Source organism: Streptomyces sp. MspMP-M5 (genome assembly GCF_000373585.1).
Classification (GTDB): domain Bacteria; phylum Actinomycetota; class Actinomycetes; order Streptomycetales; family Streptomycetaceae; genus Streptomyces.
This window is the reverse complement of sequence record NZ_KB891884.1, coordinates 14780-32369: the sequence shown is the minus strand read 5'-3', so window position 1 is coordinate 32369 and position 17590 is coordinate 14780. Positions and strand designations below refer to the sequence as shown.

Annotated in this window: 18 protein-coding genes and 1 pseudogene; 13 read left to right on the top strand and 6 right to left on the bottom strand. The window is 73.2% G+C overall.

The window, feature by feature from the left end; translation table 11 throughout:
* Window positions 1-252 precede the first annotated feature (252 nt).
* From B073_RS0112530 to B073_RS0112480, 11 genes and pseudogenes are all read left to right on the top strand, one after another.
* Complete coding sequence (locus B073_RS0112530) at window positions 253-591, top strand: RNHCP domain-containing protein (protein WP_051093995.1); 339 nt, start codon at window positions 253-255, stop codon at window positions 589-591.
* Between the two features lie 25 nt (window positions 592-616).
* Entirely contained in the window at window positions 617-1048 is a 432-nt protein-coding gene (locus B073_RS0112525) for an RNHCP domain-containing protein (protein ID WP_018538440.1), read from the top strand.
* A gap of 92 nt (window positions 1049-1140) precedes the next feature.
* On the top strand, window positions 1141-4308 hold the full coding sequence (locus B073_RS0112520) for a BTAD domain-containing putative transcriptional regulator (RefSeq protein WP_026247310.1): 3168 nt from the start codon (window positions 1141-1143) through the stop codon (window positions 4306-4308).
* Window positions 4309-4464: 156 nt separating this feature from the next.
* Window positions 4465-5709, top strand: coding sequence for a serine hydrolase domain-containing protein (locus tag B073_RS0112515; protein WP_018538438.1), 1245 nt, complete (start codon window positions 4465-4467; stop codon window positions 5707-5709).
* A 64-nt stretch (window positions 5710-5773) separates the two neighbouring features.
* Window positions 5774-6550 (top strand): polysaccharide deacetylase family protein, encoded by a 777-nt coding sequence (locus B073_RS0112510; RefSeq protein ID WP_063740875.1) that lies wholly within the window; start codon window positions 5774-5776, stop codon window positions 6548-6550.
* 432 nt (window positions 6551-6982) lie between these two features.
* Window positions 6983-7273: pseudogene (ureA, locus tag B073_RS39905) on the top strand (urease subunit gamma); the annotation flags it as partial.
* A gap of 86 nt (window positions 7274-7359) precedes the next feature.
* On the top strand, window positions 7360-7719 hold the full coding sequence (gene ureB / locus B073_RS0112500) for an urease subunit beta (RefSeq protein ID WP_026247309.1): 360 nt from the start codon (window positions 7360-7362) through the stop codon (window positions 7717-7719).
* Window positions 7712-9466 carry an urease subunit alpha gene (locus B073_RS0112495; protein ID WP_018538434.1) on the top strand — a complete coding sequence of 585 codons (1755 nt, stop codon included), beginning with the start codon at window positions 7712-7714 and terminating at the stop codon, window positions 9464-9466. Before ureB ends, B073_RS0112495 begins: the two co-directional genes overlap by 8 nt.
* Window positions 9466-10200 carry an urease accessory protein UreF gene (locus B073_RS0112490; protein WP_018538433.1) on the top strand — a complete coding sequence of 245 codons (735 nt, stop codon included), beginning with the start codon at window positions 9466-9468 and terminating at the stop codon, window positions 10198-10200. Before B073_RS0112495 ends, B073_RS0112490 begins: the two co-directional genes overlap by 1 nt.
* A gap of 35 nt (window positions 10201-10235) precedes the next feature.
* Window positions 10236-10946: an urease accessory protein UreG gene (gene ureG, locus B073_RS0112485; protein WP_018538432.1), complete on the top strand. Its 711-nt coding sequence runs from the start codon at window positions 10236-10238 to the stop codon at window positions 10944-10946.
* On the top strand, window positions 10943-11758 hold the full coding sequence (locus B073_RS0112480) for an urease accessory protein UreD (protein ID WP_026247307.1): 816 nt from the start codon (window positions 10943-10945) through the stop codon (window positions 11756-11758). The genes ureG and B073_RS0112480 overlap by 4 nt, the downstream gene beginning before the upstream one ends.
* A gap of 6 nt (window positions 11759-11764) precedes the next feature.
* Here the strand turns inward: B073_RS0112480 and B073_RS0112475 are convergent, their stop codons facing one another.
* From B073_RS0112475 to B073_RS0112460, 4 genes are all read right to left on the bottom strand, one after another.
* On the bottom strand, window positions 11765-12139 hold the full coding sequence (locus B073_RS0112475) for a hypothetical protein (protein WP_018538430.1): 375 nt from the start codon (window positions 12137-12139) through the stop codon (window positions 11765-11767).
* A 147-nt stretch (window positions 12140-12286) separates the two neighbouring features.
* Window positions 12287-12682 (bottom strand): roadblock/LC7 domain-containing protein, encoded by a 396-nt coding sequence (locus tag B073_RS0112470; protein WP_018538429.1) that lies wholly within the window; start codon window positions 12680-12682, stop codon window positions 12287-12289.
* Window positions 12683-12752: 70 nt separating this feature from the next.
* Window positions 12753-13613, bottom strand: coding sequence for a hypothetical protein (locus B073_RS0112465; protein ID WP_106731839.1), 861 nt, complete (start codon window positions 13611-13613; stop codon window positions 12753-12755).
* An 18-nt stretch (window positions 13614-13631) separates the two neighbouring features.
* Complete coding sequence (locus tag B073_RS0112460) at window positions 13632-14015, bottom strand: hypothetical protein (RefSeq protein WP_018538427.1); 384 nt, start codon at window positions 14013-14015, stop codon at window positions 13632-13634.
* Between the two features lie 388 nt (window positions 14016-14403).
* On the opposite strand from B073_RS0112460, the gene B073_RS0112455 reads away from it, so the two are divergent.
* A complete protein-coding gene (locus tag B073_RS0112455) occupies window positions 14404-15972 on the top strand; it encodes an alpha/beta hydrolase (RefSeq protein ID WP_018538426.1) in 1569 nt (522 codons plus the stop codon).
* 64 nt (window positions 15973-16036) lie between these two features.
* Here the strand turns inward: B073_RS0112455 and B073_RS0112450 are convergent, their stop codons facing one another.
* Complete coding sequence (locus tag B073_RS0112450) at window positions 16037-16546, bottom strand: YbaK/EbsC family protein (protein ID WP_018538425.1); 510 nt, start codon at window positions 16544-16546, stop codon at window positions 16037-16039.
* A gap of 393 nt (window positions 16547-16939) precedes the next feature.
* Here B073_RS0112450 and B073_RS0112445 point away from each other — a divergent pair, with 393 nt between their 5' ends.
* Window positions 16940-17356 carry an SSI family serine proteinase inhibitor gene (locus tag B073_RS0112445; RefSeq protein ID WP_018538424.1) on the top strand — a complete coding sequence of 139 codons (417 nt, stop codon included), beginning with the start codon at window positions 16940-16942 and terminating at the stop codon, window positions 17354-17356.
* A 25-nt stretch (window positions 17357-17381) separates the two neighbouring features.
* On the opposite strand, the gene B073_RS47135 is transcribed toward B073_RS0112445, so the two are convergent.
* A complete protein-coding gene (locus B073_RS47135; protein ID WP_026247305.1) occupies window positions 17382-17540 on the bottom strand; it encodes a hypothetical protein in 159 nt (52 codons plus the stop codon).
* Window positions 17541-17590 lie beyond the last annotated feature (50 nt).

Genomic DNA, 17590 nt, shown 5'->3' with positions numbered 1-17590 from the left:
TTCCGGCCCGCGCCGAGTGCGCCTCGTCGCACCGCGTAACCGTCCGCCTCTTCCGCCGCCCGTCCCGCGGCCGCTGCCGGACGTCCCGTCGCCGGTGCCCCTCCCCATCGAGGCCGCTCGGCCTGCTCTTGCTGTCATGACCCACTTCTCAGCAAGGAGCTCCGGGTGTCCCACCCGACCAACCCCGCGAACGCCCACCGCACCACCCACACCACCCCCAAGACCCACCACGCTCACCACACTCACAACGCGCTGAAGATCGACACCTTCGCCTGCGCCTGGTGCGGTCTGACCGTCTCCGCGTACGCCGCCGACGGCGCCCGGCGCAACCACTGCCCCTCGTGCCTGCACTCCCAGCACGTCCTCGACCACGTCGAAGGCGGCCCCAGCACGTGCCACGGCCGGATGTCCCCGATCGCCATCGCCGTGCTGCGCACCGGCGACTGGCGGATCGTCCACCGCTGCGTACGCTGCGACGAGCTGACCTCCCACCCCGTCTGCACCGACGACAACCAGCTCGTCCTCATGCGGATGGCGGTCCGGCCACTCGCCCAACCGCCGTTCCCGCTCGAAGCGTTCGGCACCCTCTGACCCGCCCGGAAGGAGGGAACGCACCATGCCACGACGCACCAACACACCCGACCGCGCCCGCCCGCGCCGCCCCCAGCGGCACAAATCCGTCCTCCGTGAACGGGACCTGGACGGCCACCGTGCCGACGCCTTCCGCTGCGCGGGCTGCCGGCTCGACGTGCCGGTGACCGCCCCGGGCACCGCCCACCGCAACCACTGCCCGAACTGCCTGACCAGCCGCCACCTGGACGACCGGACCCCCGGCGACCGCGCCGCGGACTGCCGCGGCCGCATGGAGGCCGTCGGCATGTCCGTTCGGCCGGACGGCGAATGGCTGCTCATCCACCAGTGCCTGACCTGCGCCCGCCTCAGCGCCAACCGCATCGCCGGCGACGACAACCCCCTGGCCCTGGTCCACCTCGCCCTCAAACCCCTCCGCGACCCCACCCTCACCACCCGGGCCCTGCTCGCCCTGTGACCACCCCGGGGCCGTGCCGGCCACGGCCCCGGGGCCCTCAACTCCCCACCCACACCCAAGAACCCGCCCGACCCCCATGCCAAAATCAGCGCGTGCAGATCGGGATGCTGGGTCCACTAGAGGTGCGCACGGACGACGGCGGCCTGGCCGAGGTGCCCGGCGCGCGGTTGCGCGGGCTGCTGAGCGCGCTCGCGCTCCGGCCGGGGCAGGTGGTCCCGAAGGCGGCGCTCGTCGACTGGATCTGGGGGGAGCACCCGCCCGCCGAGGCGGCCAACGCCCTCCAGCGCCTGGTCTCCCGGCTGCGGAAGGCGCTGCCGGCCGGGGTGGTCGAGGGGCGGCCGGACGGCTACCGGCTGACGCTGGCGGCCGACGCCGTCGACGCCGTGCGGTTCGAACGCCTCGTCGCCGCGGGCCGGGCCCGTACCGAGGACACCTCCCGGCGGGCGCGGCTGCTGGGCGAGGCCCTCGACCTGTGGCGCGGCGCGGCCATGCAGGATGCCGGCCCGCAGGACAGCGCCGCGTTCGACGCCGCGGCCGGCCGGCTGGAGGCGCTGCGCCTGACCGCCACGGAGGAGCGGGCCGACGCGGAGATCGCCCTCGGGCGCGGTGCGGAGCGGGTCGCGGAGCTGACCGACCTGGTGGCCGCGCACCCGGTGCGGGAACGGCTCGTCGCCGCGCTGATGCGCGCCCTGGCCGCGGCCGGCCGGGACAGCGAGGCGCTGCTGGTGTATCAGCGCGCGCGGGAGGCCCTGGCCGACGCGCTGGGCGCCGACCCCTCGCCGGAGCTGGCCGCGTTGCACGTCGCGCTGTTGCGCGGCGAGTTGGGGCGCGGCGAACCGGGGCGGGGGGAGGCGGGCCGCCGCACCAATCTGCGCGCCGAGCTGACCACCTTCGTCGGCCGGGACACCGAGGTCACCGCGGTCCGCGAGCTGCTGGCCGAGCACCGGCTCACCACCGTGACCGGGCCGGGCGGCTCGGGGAAGACCAGGCTGGCCACCGAGACCGCGCGCACGCTGCTCGGCGAACTGCCGGACGGTGCCTGGCTGGTGGAGCTCGCCGCCCTCGGCGCGGACGGCGATGTGGGCGATGTCGCGCAGTCGGCGCTCGCCGGGCTCGGCCTCCGGGACGCCCTGCTCGGCGGGGCCCCGAACGCGGAGCCGACGGCCCGGCTCGTCGCCGCGGTCCGCGAGCGGGAGGCGCTGCTGATCCTGGACAACTGCGAGCATGTGATCGAGTCCGCGGCGGCCTTCGCCCACCGGGTGCTCGGGGAGTGCCGGCGGCTGCGGATCCTGGCGACGAGCCGGGAACCGCTCGGGATCACCGGTGAGGCGCTGTGGCCGGTCGAGCCGCTGGCCCTGCCGGCGGGCGACGCCGGCCCGGACGAGAGCGCGGCCGCCCCCGCCGTCCGGCTGCTGCGGGACCGGGCCGGGGCGGTCCGCCGGGATCTGCCGGCCGACGCCCGCACGCTGGCGACGATGGTGCGCGTCTGCCGGGCGCTGGACGGGATGCCACTGGCGATCGAACTGGCCGCGGCCCGGTTGCGCACCCTGTCCGTCGACCAGCTCGCGGGCCGGCTCGACGACCGGTTCCGCCTGCTGACCGGCGGCAGTCGGACCGCGCTGCCCCGGCACCGGACGCTGCGCGCGGCGGTCGACTGGAGCTGGGAGCTGCTCTCCGACGCCGAGCGGGCGGTGCTGCGCAGGCTCTCGGTGTTCGCCGGCGGGGCGAGCCTGGAGGCGGCCGAACGCGTCTGCGCCGGCGGCGCGGTCGAGTCGGAGCAGACGCTCGAACTGCTCACCGCACTGACCGAGAAGTCGCTGCTGCGCGCCGAGGGCGGCACCGTCCCGCGCTACCGCATGATCGGCACGATCCGGGAGTACGCCGGGCACCGGCTCGCTGAAGCGGGGGAAGCGGAGCCGGCGCGCCACGCGCATCTCGCGTACTTCACCGAACTCGCCGAGACCGCGGAGCCGCACCTGCGCCGCGCCGGTCAACTGCACTGGCTGGCCACGCTGGAGGCCGAGCACGACAACATCGGCGCGGCGATGCGCGGCGCCCTCGCGGCCGGCGAGGCACCGGCGGCGATGCGGCTGGCGGCGGGCGCGGGCTGGTACTGGTGGCTCAGCGGCCGCAAGACCGAGGGCCTGGAACTGGTCACCGCCGCCACCAGGACGCCCGGCGACACGTCCGACGACGTCCGGGCCACGGTGTACGCCCTGGTCGTGCTGTTCCTGAACTCCGGGTGGGGTGACGAGCACAGCGCCGCGGAGTGGATCCACCGGGCGTACGAACTCAGCCTGCGCAGCCGGCACCGCCACCCGCTGCTGGGGTTCGTCGCCCCGTTGGAGCGCATGCTCCGGGCGCCGGACGCGTTCCTGTCCGCCTTCGAGCCGCTGCTGGACGACGAGGACCCCTGGGCCCGCGCACTCGCCCGGCTGCACCTGGGCAAGATGCGGATCGTGCTCGGCCGGGAGGGGCGGGAGGCGGACGCGTACCTGGAGGCGGCGCTCGCCGAGTTCCGGGCGCTCGGCGAACGGTTCGGGATCTCGTTCGCGCTGACCGAACTGGCGGACCGGAGCGCCGTGCGGGGCGAGTTGGCCGCCGCGTGCGCGCACTACGAGCGGGCGATCGCGGCCGTCACCGAGATCGGCGCCACCGAGGACCTCATCGGCATGTGGTCGCGGCAGGCGCGCCTGCACCGGCTGCGGGGCGACGAGGACGCCGCCGCGGCCGCCGTCGCCGAGGCGGAGCGGTGCGCGGAGCGGGTCACCTGGCCGAACGCGCTGGCCCAGCTGGCCCTCGTGAAGGCGGAACTCGCCCGGTGGGACGGCGACACCGAGGAGGCGTGCCGCCAACTCGACCTCGCCACCGCCGCGTTGGGAGCCGAGGCGGAACGGGCCAGCGCCCGCGCGGCCACCCACGACCTGCTCGGCTACCTCACCGGCGACCTCGACGCGTCCCGGGCGCACCGCGCGGCGGCCTGCGCGGCGGCGGCCGAGGCCGGCCACGCGCCGCTGATCGCGCAGGTGCTCGTCGGCGTCGCGGACCTGGCCCTGCGCCGCGACGAGCACGAGCAGGCCGCCCGGCTGCTCGCGGCGAGCGCGCGGGTCCGCGGACTGTGGGACCGCTCCCACCCGGACGCCGCCCGGATCGAGCACACCGCGCGGCACCGCCTCGGCGACGCACGCTTCACCGAACTGTCCCGGCAGACCACACGGACCGACTGGCCCCGGCTCGCCGAGGCCACGCTCACCCCCTGAACGGGCCGACCCCGACAACCCCTTGAGCGCCGTGTCAGAAGTGGTGTCAGCCCCATGACCGCCCGGTGACCGCGCGGTGTCAGGGCGCCGGGCGAGCGTGGCGGGCGTCATCACTCCAGCGAGCGCGGCCGCGGGGCCGCGGAAAGCCGAGGAATCATGCAATCGCCCTCCAGGGCCACCCGAAACCACCGGGCCCGCACGCCGCGGCGCGGCCGACGAGCGGCGGTCGCGGCGCTGGCCGGCACGCTGCTGGCCGGGGCGGCCGCGTACGGGGTGGCCTCCGCGGCCGACGGGACCCGGCCGGCGCCCGCCGCCCGGCAGGACCGCCCGGAGCTGCAAAAGGCCCTCCAGGAGATAGCCGCCTCCGGTTTCTCCGGGGTGCAGCTGCGCGTGCACGACCAGCGGGGCGACTGGGCCGGCAGCGCCGGGGTCGCCGAGCTGGGCGGCACCGCGAAGCCGCCGACGAACGGGCGGTTCCGGATCGGCAGCACCACCAAGACCTTCACCGCGACCGTGGTGCTGCAACTGGTCGCCGAGGGCCGGATCGGACTGGACAAGCCGGCCGCCGGCTACCTCCCCGCACTCGGGCTGGACCGGCGGATCACCGTCCGGATGCTGCTGCAGCACACCAGCGGCCTGATCGAGTACACCGGCGACAAGTACGCCGACGGGAAGACCGTCAAGGGCATCCCCTGGTCGGGCAAGGAGTGGGTGGCGAAGCGCTTCCACACCTACCGGCCGGAGGAGCTGGTCCGGTTCGCGGTGTCCAAGCCGCTCAAGGCCGCGCCGGGGACGGCCTGGAGCTATGCGAACACCAACTACGTGGTGGCCAGGCTGCTGATCGAGAAGGTCACCGGCCACTCGTACGCCGACGAGGTCGGGCGGCGCATCCTGCGGCCGCTCGGGATGCGCGACACCGTGGTCCCGGGCACCTCGCCGGAGATCCCCGGACCGCACGCCCACGGCTACTACCGCTACGAGGAGGCCGGCCACCCGAAGACGGTCGACATCACCCGCCAGAACCCCTCCTGGGTCTCCAGCGGCGGCGAGATCATCTCGACCACCGAGGACCTCCGGACGTTCGTCTCCGCGCTGATGCGCGGAAAGCTCCTCCCGGCCCCGCTGCTGGCCGAGATGCGCAGGCCCCACCCGACCCCCGACCCGAAGAGCGGCTACGGCCTCGGCCTGTTCGTCCAGAACGCGGGCCCGCACTGCGGCGGCACCCTCTTCACCCACGACGGCCACGTCCAGGGCTACGCGACGCTGATGTACAGCACCCCCGACGGCAGCCGCACCCTGGAGGCGTCGTTCACCTACGCGGAGGACGCCGCCCAGTCCCTGGCCGCGGCGTACCAGAAGGCGGTACAGACCCTCACCACGACGGAGTTCTGCCACAAGTAACCCGCCCCGCACGCTCCGCGTGGCGGCGGGGCCGGCATGCGGGGCGCCGCTAGGTTCTCGATGCATGAGCCCTGCTTCTCTCCCCGCGCGGGCGGCTGTCCGGAGGCTGCTGACCGCCGTGGTCGTCGCGGTCGTGTTCCCGGCGCTGGGCAGCGCGCCCGCCACCGGGCAGGGCGTCGACGCAGCAGCCGCGAAGAGGCTGTACGGAAGCGCCCTTCGCAGAATGCCCACGTCCCGAGCGTTGGTCGCGCTGACCTTCAATGCGGCGTGGGACGAGGACGGGCTCGGCACCGTCCTGAAAGTGCTGCGGCAGCACAGGGCCCCGGCCACCTTCTTCCTCACCGGCCACTTCGCCGAGCGCCACCCCGCTGCCGCACAGGCGATCGCGGACGCCGGGCACGGGATCGGCAACCACTCACACAGCCATCCGCCCTTCGGCCGGCTCACCCGTCGGGAGAGAAGGCAGGAGATCACCCTCGCCGACGAGGCGATCCGCAAGGCAACCGGCAGGGCGCCGCTGCCGTTCTTCCGCTTCCCCTACGGGGACACCACCGCCCGGCAGATCGCCGAGGTCAACGCGCTCGGGTTCGCCGACATCGAGTGGACCACCGACACCAACGGATATCGGGGAACGGCCGGCGGCATGACCACGCAGAAGGCGGTCAAGCGTGCCCTCGACGCCCTCAAGCCGGGCGAGATCATCCAGATGCACGTCGGCTCCCTCGACGGGCAGGGCCCGGTCCTCGACGCCGAGGCCCTGCCGCAGATCATCGACGCTGTCCATGCCCGCGGCTACGAGATCACGGACCTACGCACTCTGCTGACCACAGGCCCGCGCTGAGCCCACCATCCCGAGCAGAGCCACCGAGGGCCCCGGGGCGCCGTCGGGCGGGGTGACGGTTTCGGTCGATTCCGTGTGGCGCGGAGCTCTCAGAGGTCGGGCATCAAGGGTGGGAACGGTCATGGGCATGGAAGATTCAGCCAGTTCGGTACATGTGTGCGAAGCGTAATCCTTGTCCGGATGGGTGGTGGGTTCCAGGATTTGGGGGCCCGCCGGGGTTCGCCCGGTACGGGCCGTCATCGACCTGGCGGAGGGGTTCAGGCGGCGATACAGCCGGCCGTAGCTGCGAACTGTGCTGCGAGACAAATGAGTTAGGCCCATCGAACCCGCCCGTGGGGATGCCGATCGTCGGCATCGATCCGAAAACCCATCCATCCGGATCCCCGTTGTGACGCCATGGCGGACGCGGGACGAATGACAAGGTGATGTCGGGTGCATCTGAGCCCTCATGAGCAGGAAAAGATGCTCGTTTACGTGGCGGCCGACGTGGCGGCGAAACGCCGGGCGGACGGCGTGAAGCTCAACTATCCCGAGGTGATCGCGCTGATCAGCGTGCACATCATGGAGGGAGCGCGACGCGGGACGCCGGTGTTGGAGCTGGCCGAGTCCGGAGCCAGGCTGTTCACCTCCGAGGAATTGATGGAGGGCGTCTTCGAGATGGTCACCGACTTGCAGGTGGAGGCGACTTTCCCCGACGGCAGCAAGCTCTGCACCATCCGCAAGCTGGTGGAGCGCAACCTCGTGGACTTGCCTGGCCCCGATCCCGATCCCGATTCCGATCCGTGCCCGGTGGCCGAGGGAGAGTGACCGTGATTCCTGGAGAGATCGAGTTCAACGGCCCCGACATCGTCATCAACGCGGGCAGGCCGGTGACGATGCTGAACGTGAAGAACATCGGGGACCGGCCCATTCAGGTCGGCTCGCACTACCACTTCGCGGAAGTCAATCCCCACCTGGAATTCCGCCTCGACGGGGAGCCCGTACCGCATACCGCGGCGCGTGGACTGCGGCTGCACATCAAGGCGGGCACCTCGGTGCGCTTCGAGACCAACTGCGACGACGACGTCCCTCTCGTGCCGCTCGCGGGCAACAGAGTGGTGCCGGGGCTGCGCGGCGAAACCAGGGGACCGGTGGACGGCAACGGGAATCGGGGGCAGGACGATGAGTGAGCGCTCCGAGTACACCGGGGCGATCTCCCGCCAGGAGTACGCCGGCCTGTTCGGCCCGACGACCGGCGACCGCATCCGGCTCGCCGACACCAACCTGTGGATCGAGATCGAAGAGGACCGTTCCGGCGGGCCGGGCCTGGCCGGAGAGGAGGTGGTCTTCGGCGGCGGAAAGGTCATCCGCGAGTCGATGGGGCAGTCGTTGCGCACCCGCAAGGAGGGGGCGCCCGACGCCGTCATCACCGGCGTGGTGGTCGTCGACCACTGGGGCGTCATCAAGGCCGACGTCGGTCTGCGCGAAGGAAAGATCGTCGCCCTGGGCAAGGCGGGCAACCCCGACATCATGGACGGCGTCCATCCCGACCTCGTCATCGGACCCGAAACCGAGATCATCGCGGGCAACGGCAAGATCCTTACGGCGGGCGCGGTGGACACACACGTGCACTTCGTCGACCCGCAGGTCGTCCCCGAGGCACTGGGGTCCGGTGTCACCACCCTCATCGGCGGCGGGACCGGCCCGGCCGAGGGAAGCAAGGCCACCACCGTCACCCCCGGGGCCTGGTACCTGGCCCGGATGTTCGAGGCGCTGGACGCCTACCCCGTGAACATCGGCCTGACCGGCAAGGGCAGTACGGTCAACGAGGAGTCGATGCGTGACCAACTGCGTGCCGGAGCCTTCGGGTTCAAGATCCACGAGGACTGGGGCGCCACCCCCGCCGCCATCGACGCCGCGCTACGGGTGTGCGACGAGAGCGGAGCCCAACTGGCCCTGCACGCCGACTCGTTGAACGAGGCGGGCTACGTGGGCAGCACTCTGGACGCGATCGACGGCCGGGGCATTCACGTGTACCACGCCGAGGGTGCCGGTGGCGGGCATGCCCCGGACATCATCACGGTGGCTTCCCACGCCCATGTGCTGCCGTCCTCGACCAACCCGAGCGTCCCGTACACGTTCAACACCCAAGAAGAGCACCTCGACATGCTGATGGTCGCCCACCACCTCAATCCGAACGTCGTGGAGGACCTGGCCTTCGCGCACTCGCGGATCCGGCCGACCACCATGCTCGCCGAGGACATCCTGCACGACCTGGGCGCGATGTCGATGACGTCCTCGGACGCACAGGCGATGGGCCGGGCGGGCGAGACGATCCTGCGTACCTGGCAGCTCGCGCACGTGATGAAGGAACGCCGCGGCGCCCTGCCCGGTGACGACAGGGCCGACAACCACCGGGTCCGGCGCTACCTCGCCAAATACACCATCAATCCCGCGATCACCCACGGCGTCGGCAACCGGATCGGGTCGGTGGAGAAGGGGAAGCTCGCCGATCTGGTGCTGTGGGAGCCGAAGTTCTTCGGGGTCAGGCCGCACCTGGTCATCAAGGGCGGGCAGATCGCGTACGCGCAGCTGGGCGATGCCAACGCCTCCATCCCCACGCCTCAGCCCGTCCTGCCACGCCCCGTCTATGGCGCGGTCGGCCGGGCCCCGGCATCTCTCTCCTTCAACTTCGTGACACAGATGGCGCTGGACGACGGGCTGGCGGAGCGGCTCGGCGTGGCCAAACCGTTCCGCGTGATCGAGAGCACCCGGTCGCTCACCAAGGCGGACATGAAGGAGAACGCCGAGACGCCCCACATCGAGGTCGACCCCGACTCGTTCAAGGTCACCATCGACGGCGAGGACGTGGAGCAGATGTGCCCGGAGGACGAAATCAAGGAACTCCCGCTGACCCAGCGTTACTTCCTCGTCTGATGGGTGCCGCGCTGCCGAATGACGCGCGTCCGCCGAGCGGTCACCGCAGGGCGGGCACGACGAGCCGGGGCGCGCTGCTGGTGCTGGCCGACGGCCGGTTTCCCGCCGGAGGCCATGCGCACTCGGGCGGGGCCGAGCCCGCCGTGCGGGCGGGGCGCATCAAGGACGCCGAGTCGCTGGAGGCGTTCTGCCGCGGACGGCTGCACACCGCCGGCCTGGTCGCCGCGGGGCTCGCCGCCGCGGCCGCGGCGGGCTGCGACCCGCTGGCGCTGGACGAGGCGGCCGACGCGCGGACGCCCGTACCGGCGCTGCGGCACACGGCGCGGCGGCTGGGGCGGCAGATGATGCGGGCCGCCCTCGCCACCTGGCCCTCGGCCGAGCTGACCGAGCTGGCCGCGGCCCGCCCGCGCGGCGCCCACCAGCCCGTCGTCCTGGGCCTGGCGGCCCGGTCCGCCGGCCTGACACCGCTGGACGCCGCCTACGCGGTCGCCTACGAGAACGTCAGCGGCCCGGCCACCGCCACCGTCCGCCTGCTCAGCCTCGACCCCTTCGACGCCACCGCAGTCCTGGCTCGCCTCGCCGCCGACCTCGACCACATCGCCACCCGTGCCGAGGAGGCCGCCCAACGCGTCCTCCTGGAGGGAACCGACGCGCTGCCCGCCGCCTCGGCACCCCTGCTGGACATCACCGCGGAAGCGCACGCCGCCTGGCCCGTACGCCTCTTCGCCTCCTGACCGAACACCCCCACCCCGCGCCACAGGAGCCCGTCATGCACCTCGACCACGCACAGACCTTCCCCGAGCGCCACACCTACGGCGCCGCCGACCCGGTACGCCCCGACGGCACCCGCCGCGCCCTGCGCATCGGCCTGGGCGGCCCGGTCGGCACCGGCAAGACCGCCACCGTCGCCGCCCTGTGCCGGGAGCTGCGCGACGAGCTGTCCCTCGCCGTCGTCACCAACGACATCTACACCCGCGAGGACGCCGAGTTCCTGCTGCGCGAGGCGGTACTGCCGGCTGAGCGGATCAAGGCGGTGGAGACCGGCGCCTGCCCGCACACCGCCATCCGCGACGACATCTCCGCCAACCTCGAAGCCGTCGAGGACCTGGAGGACGNGCTCGCTGCCGAGGGCGCCGGCCCGCTCGACCTGATCCTGGTCGAGTCCGGCGGCGACAACCTCACCGCGACNTTCTCCAAGGGCCTGGTCGACGCCCAGATCTTCGTCATCGACACCGCCGGCGGCGACGACATCCCGCGCAAGGGCGGCCCCGGCGTCACCACCGCCGACCTGCTCGTCGTCAACAAGACCGACCTCGCCCCCTACGTAGGCGTCGACCTCGAGGCCATGGCCCGCGACGCCAAGGCCCAGCGCGGCGACCTGCCCGTCGCCTTCACCGCCCTGAAGCAGCCCGGCGGCGTCGAGCCGGTGGCCACGTGGGTCCGGGCGCGGCTGGCGGACTGGACCGCGGCCCAGGCATGACCCGCACCCTTCCCCGCCCCACCGCACCGCAGGCCGCCGCCCTCCCGGCGGGCGGCCTGCGGGCCACCGCCCGCATCGCGGCACGGGCCGACGCCCGGGGGGTCAGCCGGCTGCCCGTCCTGGACGGCGGCGGCCCGTTCGCGCTCCGCCGCGTCCAGTCGCACGCCGACCAGGCCCGGGTCTGCCTCATCGGGGCGATGAGCGCCCCGCTCGGCGGCGACCGGCTGCGCATCGAGGCCACCGCCGAGGCGGGCACCTCGCTGCGGATCACCGCGGCCGCCGCAACCGTCGCGCTGCCCGGCCGGACCGGCGACCTCGCCACCTACGACGTCCATCTGACGGTCGGCGACGGCGCGTTGCTGGAGTGGCTCCCGGAGCCGCTGATCTCCGCCGAGGGCAGCGACCTGCGGATGACCACCACCATCGACCTCGCCCCCACCGCCCGGCTGGTGTTCCGCGAGGAGCAGGTCCTCGGCCGCGCCGGCGAGCACACCGGTGCCCTCCGCAGCCGCCTGACGCTCCGTCAGGGCGGTCGTACGCTGCTCGACCAGGAGACCGCCTACGGGCCCGGAGCGCCCGGCTGGGACACCTCCGCGGTCCTCGGCGGCCACCGCGCCGTGGGGCAACTCCTGCTCGCAGGGCCGGAATTCGGTGACAAGCCGGCCGAGGTCCGGCTGCTCGGTGGCACGGCCGGCGACGGCGCGGGCCAGGGTGTCCTGGCCCCGCTTGCCGGGCCCGCCGCGCTGGCCACCGCGGTCGCCCCGGACGGCCTGACGCTGCGGCGGCTGCTGGACGCCGCCGCGGCCGGCTGAGGAGGCTCACACCTCCAGTTCGGCCTCCAGGCGGGCGAGGCGGTGGCGCGCCAGCGCGAGGTTGGCGCGCTTGCGGTCCAGCACCAGATACAGGAAGAGACCGCTGCCGTTCTTGCCCGTCACCGGCCGGATGATGTGGTACTGCGAGGTCAGGGTGATCAGCATGTCCTCGATGGCGCCCTGGAGTTCGAGCATCTCCATCGTGCGCAATTTGGCGCGCACCACGTCGGTGTTCCCGGCCGCCGCCACATTGAGATCGAAGCTCTGGGGATCGCCCAGGGTGGCCAGCGCCATTCCGCTGGTGTAATCGACCAGGGCGACACCTATCGCGCCCTCGATCGTCGACATCGCTTCACCGAGTGCGTTTTCCATCTGTGCCATGAGGGGTCGGGCCTTTCCGTGGATGCGTTGAATTCGCCGAGTCGACCGAATTCGCGGGATATGTGGGCGGATGTGTTGGCTTGGTGGGATTCTTGGTCAGAGGGATTGCTCCTGGGTCGCCGACCAGACGACCAGACGCCCGGCCGGTCAGCCCGCCGGCCGGGCGTCGAGCAGCGCCGCGATCCGGGCGGCGGTCCGCCGAGCCTGGAGGTGAAGCCGCCCGACATTGGTGTCCGGGCCCGCGACGGCGGTGAGCACGGCGCGGTTCCCGGCCGCGTACGCCGCGATATAGCCGCGGCTGCCGCGCGTCAGGGATTCCTCGAACCCGCCCTGCCCGGTGGCGTCGGTCAGGCGTTTGGCGACGCCGATCGCCGCGGCGGTGAGCGCGGCCAGTCCGTCGGGCTCGATATCCGGCAGATCGTGGGCGATCACCATGCCGTCCGCGCTCGCCACCATTCCGCCGTGCAGATGCCGTATGTGATCGCGTAACGCGAGCAGTTCGTCCCGTACCCCGGACGTGATCGCCTCGGTCTCGCTCGTCATCGGTCTTTCGACGCTCCTTTTCCTGGCACGTATTCCGAACACGTGCCTCATGGCCGGGATTCGCAAGGGTTCACAGGTTCTCCTCCAGTGCGGTGCGCAGACGGACGAGGAGGGCGACGTCCGGGTCGGTGGTTTCCAGGGCGCCCGGCTCCGGCAGATGCCACACCGGCGCGCCCGCCGCGGCCTTGCGCGTACGCCGCCCGGCCGGGACGGCCCCGGGGCGCCGCCGCGGCAGCGCCGCCGGCGGGGGCAGGCGCACCCGCCCGGCCGCGGCCAGGCGCCGCACCTCCAGCAGCGTCAGGAACGCCGACTGGCCCAGGGCGTGGGCGAGTTCGCCGGGTGTGCGGACGCCGTCGGCGTGCGCCAGCAGCCACCGCTGGCGGCCGGTGAGCGGCGGGCGTCCCGGGTGCTCCGGCGGCAGCGGGACGACCGGCGCGCCGTCCACCGCCGCCCAGGCATCCAGCCCGTCGAGCCGGGCCCGCAGGCGGGCCACCGCCGCCAGCAGCGACGCGGCGCCGACCGGGCGGATCACGCCCAGCCAGTGCGCGTCGCCCCGTGCGAAGGAGGTGGCCCCGGGCTGGGCCGGCAGGACGAAGCAGGCCGCGTCGAGCAGCGCGGCGAGCTGGCAGAGCTCCAGCTCGCCGCGGGTCAGCCAGCCCTGCTGGAGGAGGAACTGGCCGCCGCGGTGGCGCGCTCCCGCGGTGTGCTCGGCCCGCCGCCAGTGCTCCGCGGGCAGCCGTCCGGCGGTGGCGAGCCGGGCGCCGACGCCGGGGGCCGCCGGGCACTCGACGCAGTAGACCTCGCCCTCGTGGAGGTAGACGCAGCCGGCCGGGCCCCGCAGCGCACCGGTGGCGCGCTCGGCGGCGTACCGGTCGAGCGGGCCGGGCCGGCGCTCGCCGCCCGAGTCGCGGCCCGAACGGGAAGGTGACATCCGGTTCATGACGGGGCGTCAGTCCGTCGCCAGCTCCGCGGCGAGTTCCCGCAGCCGTAGTCGGGCGATGGCGAGATTGGCCTGCGCCCGGTCCAGCCAGAGGTGGAGACAGGTCCGGCTGTCGAAGGCGGTGGGCACCAGGCGGATCAGGTGGTAGCTGCTGCCCGCCGTGATGATGAGGTCCTCCAGTGGCTCCCCGTCGCCGCCCGTGGTGTCGAACGTGGCGTTGCGGGTCACCGCCTGGACGACCTCGGCGGTGTCCGCGGCGGCCGCCTCGTGGTCGCCATGCGGGGCCCGGCCGGCCGTCCCCAGGGTCAGGCCGCTGGTCCAGTCGGTCAGCCCGGCCCCCAGGACTCCGGGTATCCCCATCGCACGGGCCAACACCTGGTCGATACCGGGCACCTGACGACTCCCTCCGGCGGGCACGCTGCACGGCGCAGCACACGGGCACAACACGGAGGCCCTCCCACGTGGCGGTGCGTGGGAGAGCCTGCACGGAAGGTTACTGAAGCCGGTGGGGCCGGCACCGGCATATGCGCGAGGCCAAGGGCAATTGACCTGTTCTCGCCCCTCCACGGCCCGTTGTCGGCGCTCTGTTGACCACGCCGCCGCACAACTCCGCGCTCCCTACAGCTTGGTAAAGAAAGTGCTGCCGAACCTGTTCAAGTGCGGTCCTCACACGACAGGATCGCCCTGTACCGCTGTGATCATCGCCGCCACGGGCGGCGCACCAAACTGGGGGATCGACCACGTGAGACGAACAGTAGCGCTCGGCGCCGCCGGCACCTTGATGACCGGTGCGCTGCTCGCCGGCGCGATAGCCGCGCCCGCCACCGCCGGTGAGCGGCGGCCCGCCGGCACGGCCGAGGCCCGCGGCGTCGCGCTCGCCGCCGCCCGTGCCGCCAAGGCCGGCATCAACTGGCAGGACTGCCCCGCCGACTGGGGGCTGAAGGCCCCGATCCAGTGCGGCTTTGTCACCGTCCCGCTCGACTACGCCAAGCCCGACGGCCGCACCCTCAAGCTCGCCGTCGACCGTGCCGTCGCCACCGGCGGCAAGCAGGAGCACCAGGGTGCCCTTCTCTACAACCCCGGCGGGCCCGGCGGTTCGGGCATGCGCTTCCCGGCCCGCGTCACCACCAAGAACCCGCTGTGGGCCAAGACCGCCCGGGCGTACGACTTCGTGGGCTTCGACCCCCGGGGCGTGGGCCACTCCGCACCGATCTCCTGCCAGGACCCGCAGGAGTTCACCAAGGCACCCAAGGCCGACCCGGTGCCGTCCGGCGAGGCCGACAAGCGCGCCCAGCGCAAGCTCGCGTACGCGTACGCCCAGGGCTGCCTGGAGCGCACCGGCCGCGCGATGCTGTCGCAGATGACCACGGCCAACACCGCCCGCGACATGGATGTGATCCGCGCCGCGCTCGGCCAGCCGAAGCTCAACTACCTCGGCGTCTCCTACGGCACCTACCTGGGCGCCGTCTACGCCACGCTCTTCCCGGGCCACGTCCGCCGGATGCTCGTCGACAGCGTCACCAACCCCTCGCACGCGAAGGTCTGGTACCAGGCCAACCTCGACCAGGACACCGCCTTCGAGACCCGCTGGGGCGACTGGAAGAAGTGGGTCGCCGAGAACGACGCCGCCTACCACCTCGGCAACACCCCGCAGAAGGTCGAGGCGGCCTGGGAGCAGCTGCGCGCCACCGCCAAGCAGCACCCCATCGGCGGCGTGGTCGGCCCCGCCGAACTCATCGCCTTCTTCCAGAAGGCGCCGTACTACGACAGCTCGTGGGCCGAGGTCGCCCAGGTCTGGAGCGCCTACGCCGCCGGCGACAGCAAGCCGCTGATCGACAACGCCGGTCCGCACCCGGACAACAAGGTCGCCAACGCCCAGGCGGAGAACGGCAACGCGGTCTACACCGCCGTCGAGTGCACCGACGTCAAGTGGCCCACCGACTGGCGCAAGTGGGACCGCGACAACACCCGCATCGACCGCCGGGCACCGTTCATGACCTGGTCCAACGCCTGGATGAACCTGCCCTGCGCCAGCTGGCCGGTCAAGCAGCAGACCCCGGTCGAGGTCAGGACCGGCAAGGGCCTGCCGCCGGTGCTGATCGTGCAGAGCACCCGTGACGCGGCGACCCCGTACGGCGGCGCCGTCGAGCTGCACAAGCGGTTCGCGGGCTCCCGCCTGATCACCGAGCGGGACGCCGGTTCGCACGGCGTCACCGGCCTGGTCAACCCGTGCATCAACAACCGCGTCGACGCGTACTTCCTGAAGGGCACCACGGACCCGAAGGACGTCGTCTGCGGGCCGCACGCCACGCCCGTCCCGGAGAAGCAGAAGGCCGGGGCCGCCGGCTGAACCACCGCCGGGGCGGCCGGGAGCGGAACCTCCCGACCGCCCCGGCCCATCTCGGCGTCCCCGCTCAGCCCGCGATCGGCTCGACCCGCGGCTCCGCGATCGCCGTGTAGTCCTCGGTCGCCAGCGCCAGCGAACGGTCCAGCCGCGCCGCGTTGAAGTAGATCTCCGGATGCGCCAGCAGCGCCGGATCCACGATCAGCTCCAGCTCCTCGTCGAAGGAGAACGGCAGGATCGTCCCACTGACGCTCCCCGCCAGCCGCTCCGCCACCTCCGGCGTCGCGAACCCCGCGTACGAGCCGCCCAGCAGCGCCTTCACCGCCCCCAGATCCACCCGCCGGTCGCCCGGCACCACCGCCAGCACATACCGCTTGCTCTTCTTGCCCAGCTTCACCATCACCACGATGCACTTGGCGGCCTGCTCGATCGCGTTCCCGCGCAGCGCGCTGACCGCCTCCGTGGCCCCCTCCTCGGCATGCTCGTGGACCCGGTAGCGCGCCCCGCGCTCGTCCAGCAGGCCGATCAGCCTGGCGTAGGTCTCGTACTCGGTCTCGTACTCGGTCTCGTGCTCGCTCACGGGCGCCGCCCCTGTATCCCAACGATCATGAAGAGCACCGTATGCGTCGGCCACCGCGCGGCGCGAGCGGTTATCCGGCGCCCGGCCCGCCGGCGCGGCTGCTGCCGTGCCCCCGCCGTCCCTGTGCCCGGGCCTCCGTGGCGTACGGCCGGATCATGCCAGGTCACAGGGGACGACCAGGGCCGTCAGGGTAGGCGCGGAAGCCGCCGTCCCTGACCGTGCCGTACCGGCCCGGCCCCACCGGGCCCGGGCATCCGCGGGGCCGTACGGGCGACCGCCCGGCGTGCCCGCTTGTGCACCGGCGCGCGGGGGAGTGGCCTGGGGGCCGGGCGCCGTCCGCCGTCCAGGCACCCGGCCCCCGGGCCACCGCCCCGAGCGTTCCAGGAGACCCCGATGCCCGTGAGCCGCCGACGCCGAACCCCCCGTACCGCCTTGGCGGCGAGCGTGACCGTGGCGCTGTGCACCGCACTCGGCGCGGCGGCAGCGGCCCGCGCCGCCGAACCGGACCCGTCCGAGGGCATGTTCCTGACGGTGTCCGGCGCCGGCGACACCTGGATCCGCGGACTGCACCTCACCTGCCCGGACACCCGCGGCAGCCATCCGCACGGCGCCGCCGCCTGCCACCAGCTGGCCGCCGCCCACGGCGACCCGAGGAAGCTGCGGGGCGACCCGCACGTCTGCACCCGGGAGTACGACCCGGTCACCGTCACCGCCTCCGGCAGCTGGCGGGGCAGGCTCGTCGACTGGCAGCGGGAGTACCCCAACGCGTGCGCGATGGACGCCGCCACCGGCGCCGTCTTCCGCTTCTGACGCTGGCCCGCCCGGCTCCGCCTGCTCAGATCCGCTGCGCCGCCACCACCCCGGCCGTCAACAGCGCCAGCACCACCCACAGGAACCACACCCAGCCGTTGGCGCCCAGCGCCACGGTGTAGACGGTCGCCGCCACCAGCCCGCACACCGTGCACACGGCCATCGCCCTGGCAGATCCGGGCATACCCGCAACCTCCTCGCGGCGGCGGCCGCCGGCACAACGCCGCGGGCCGC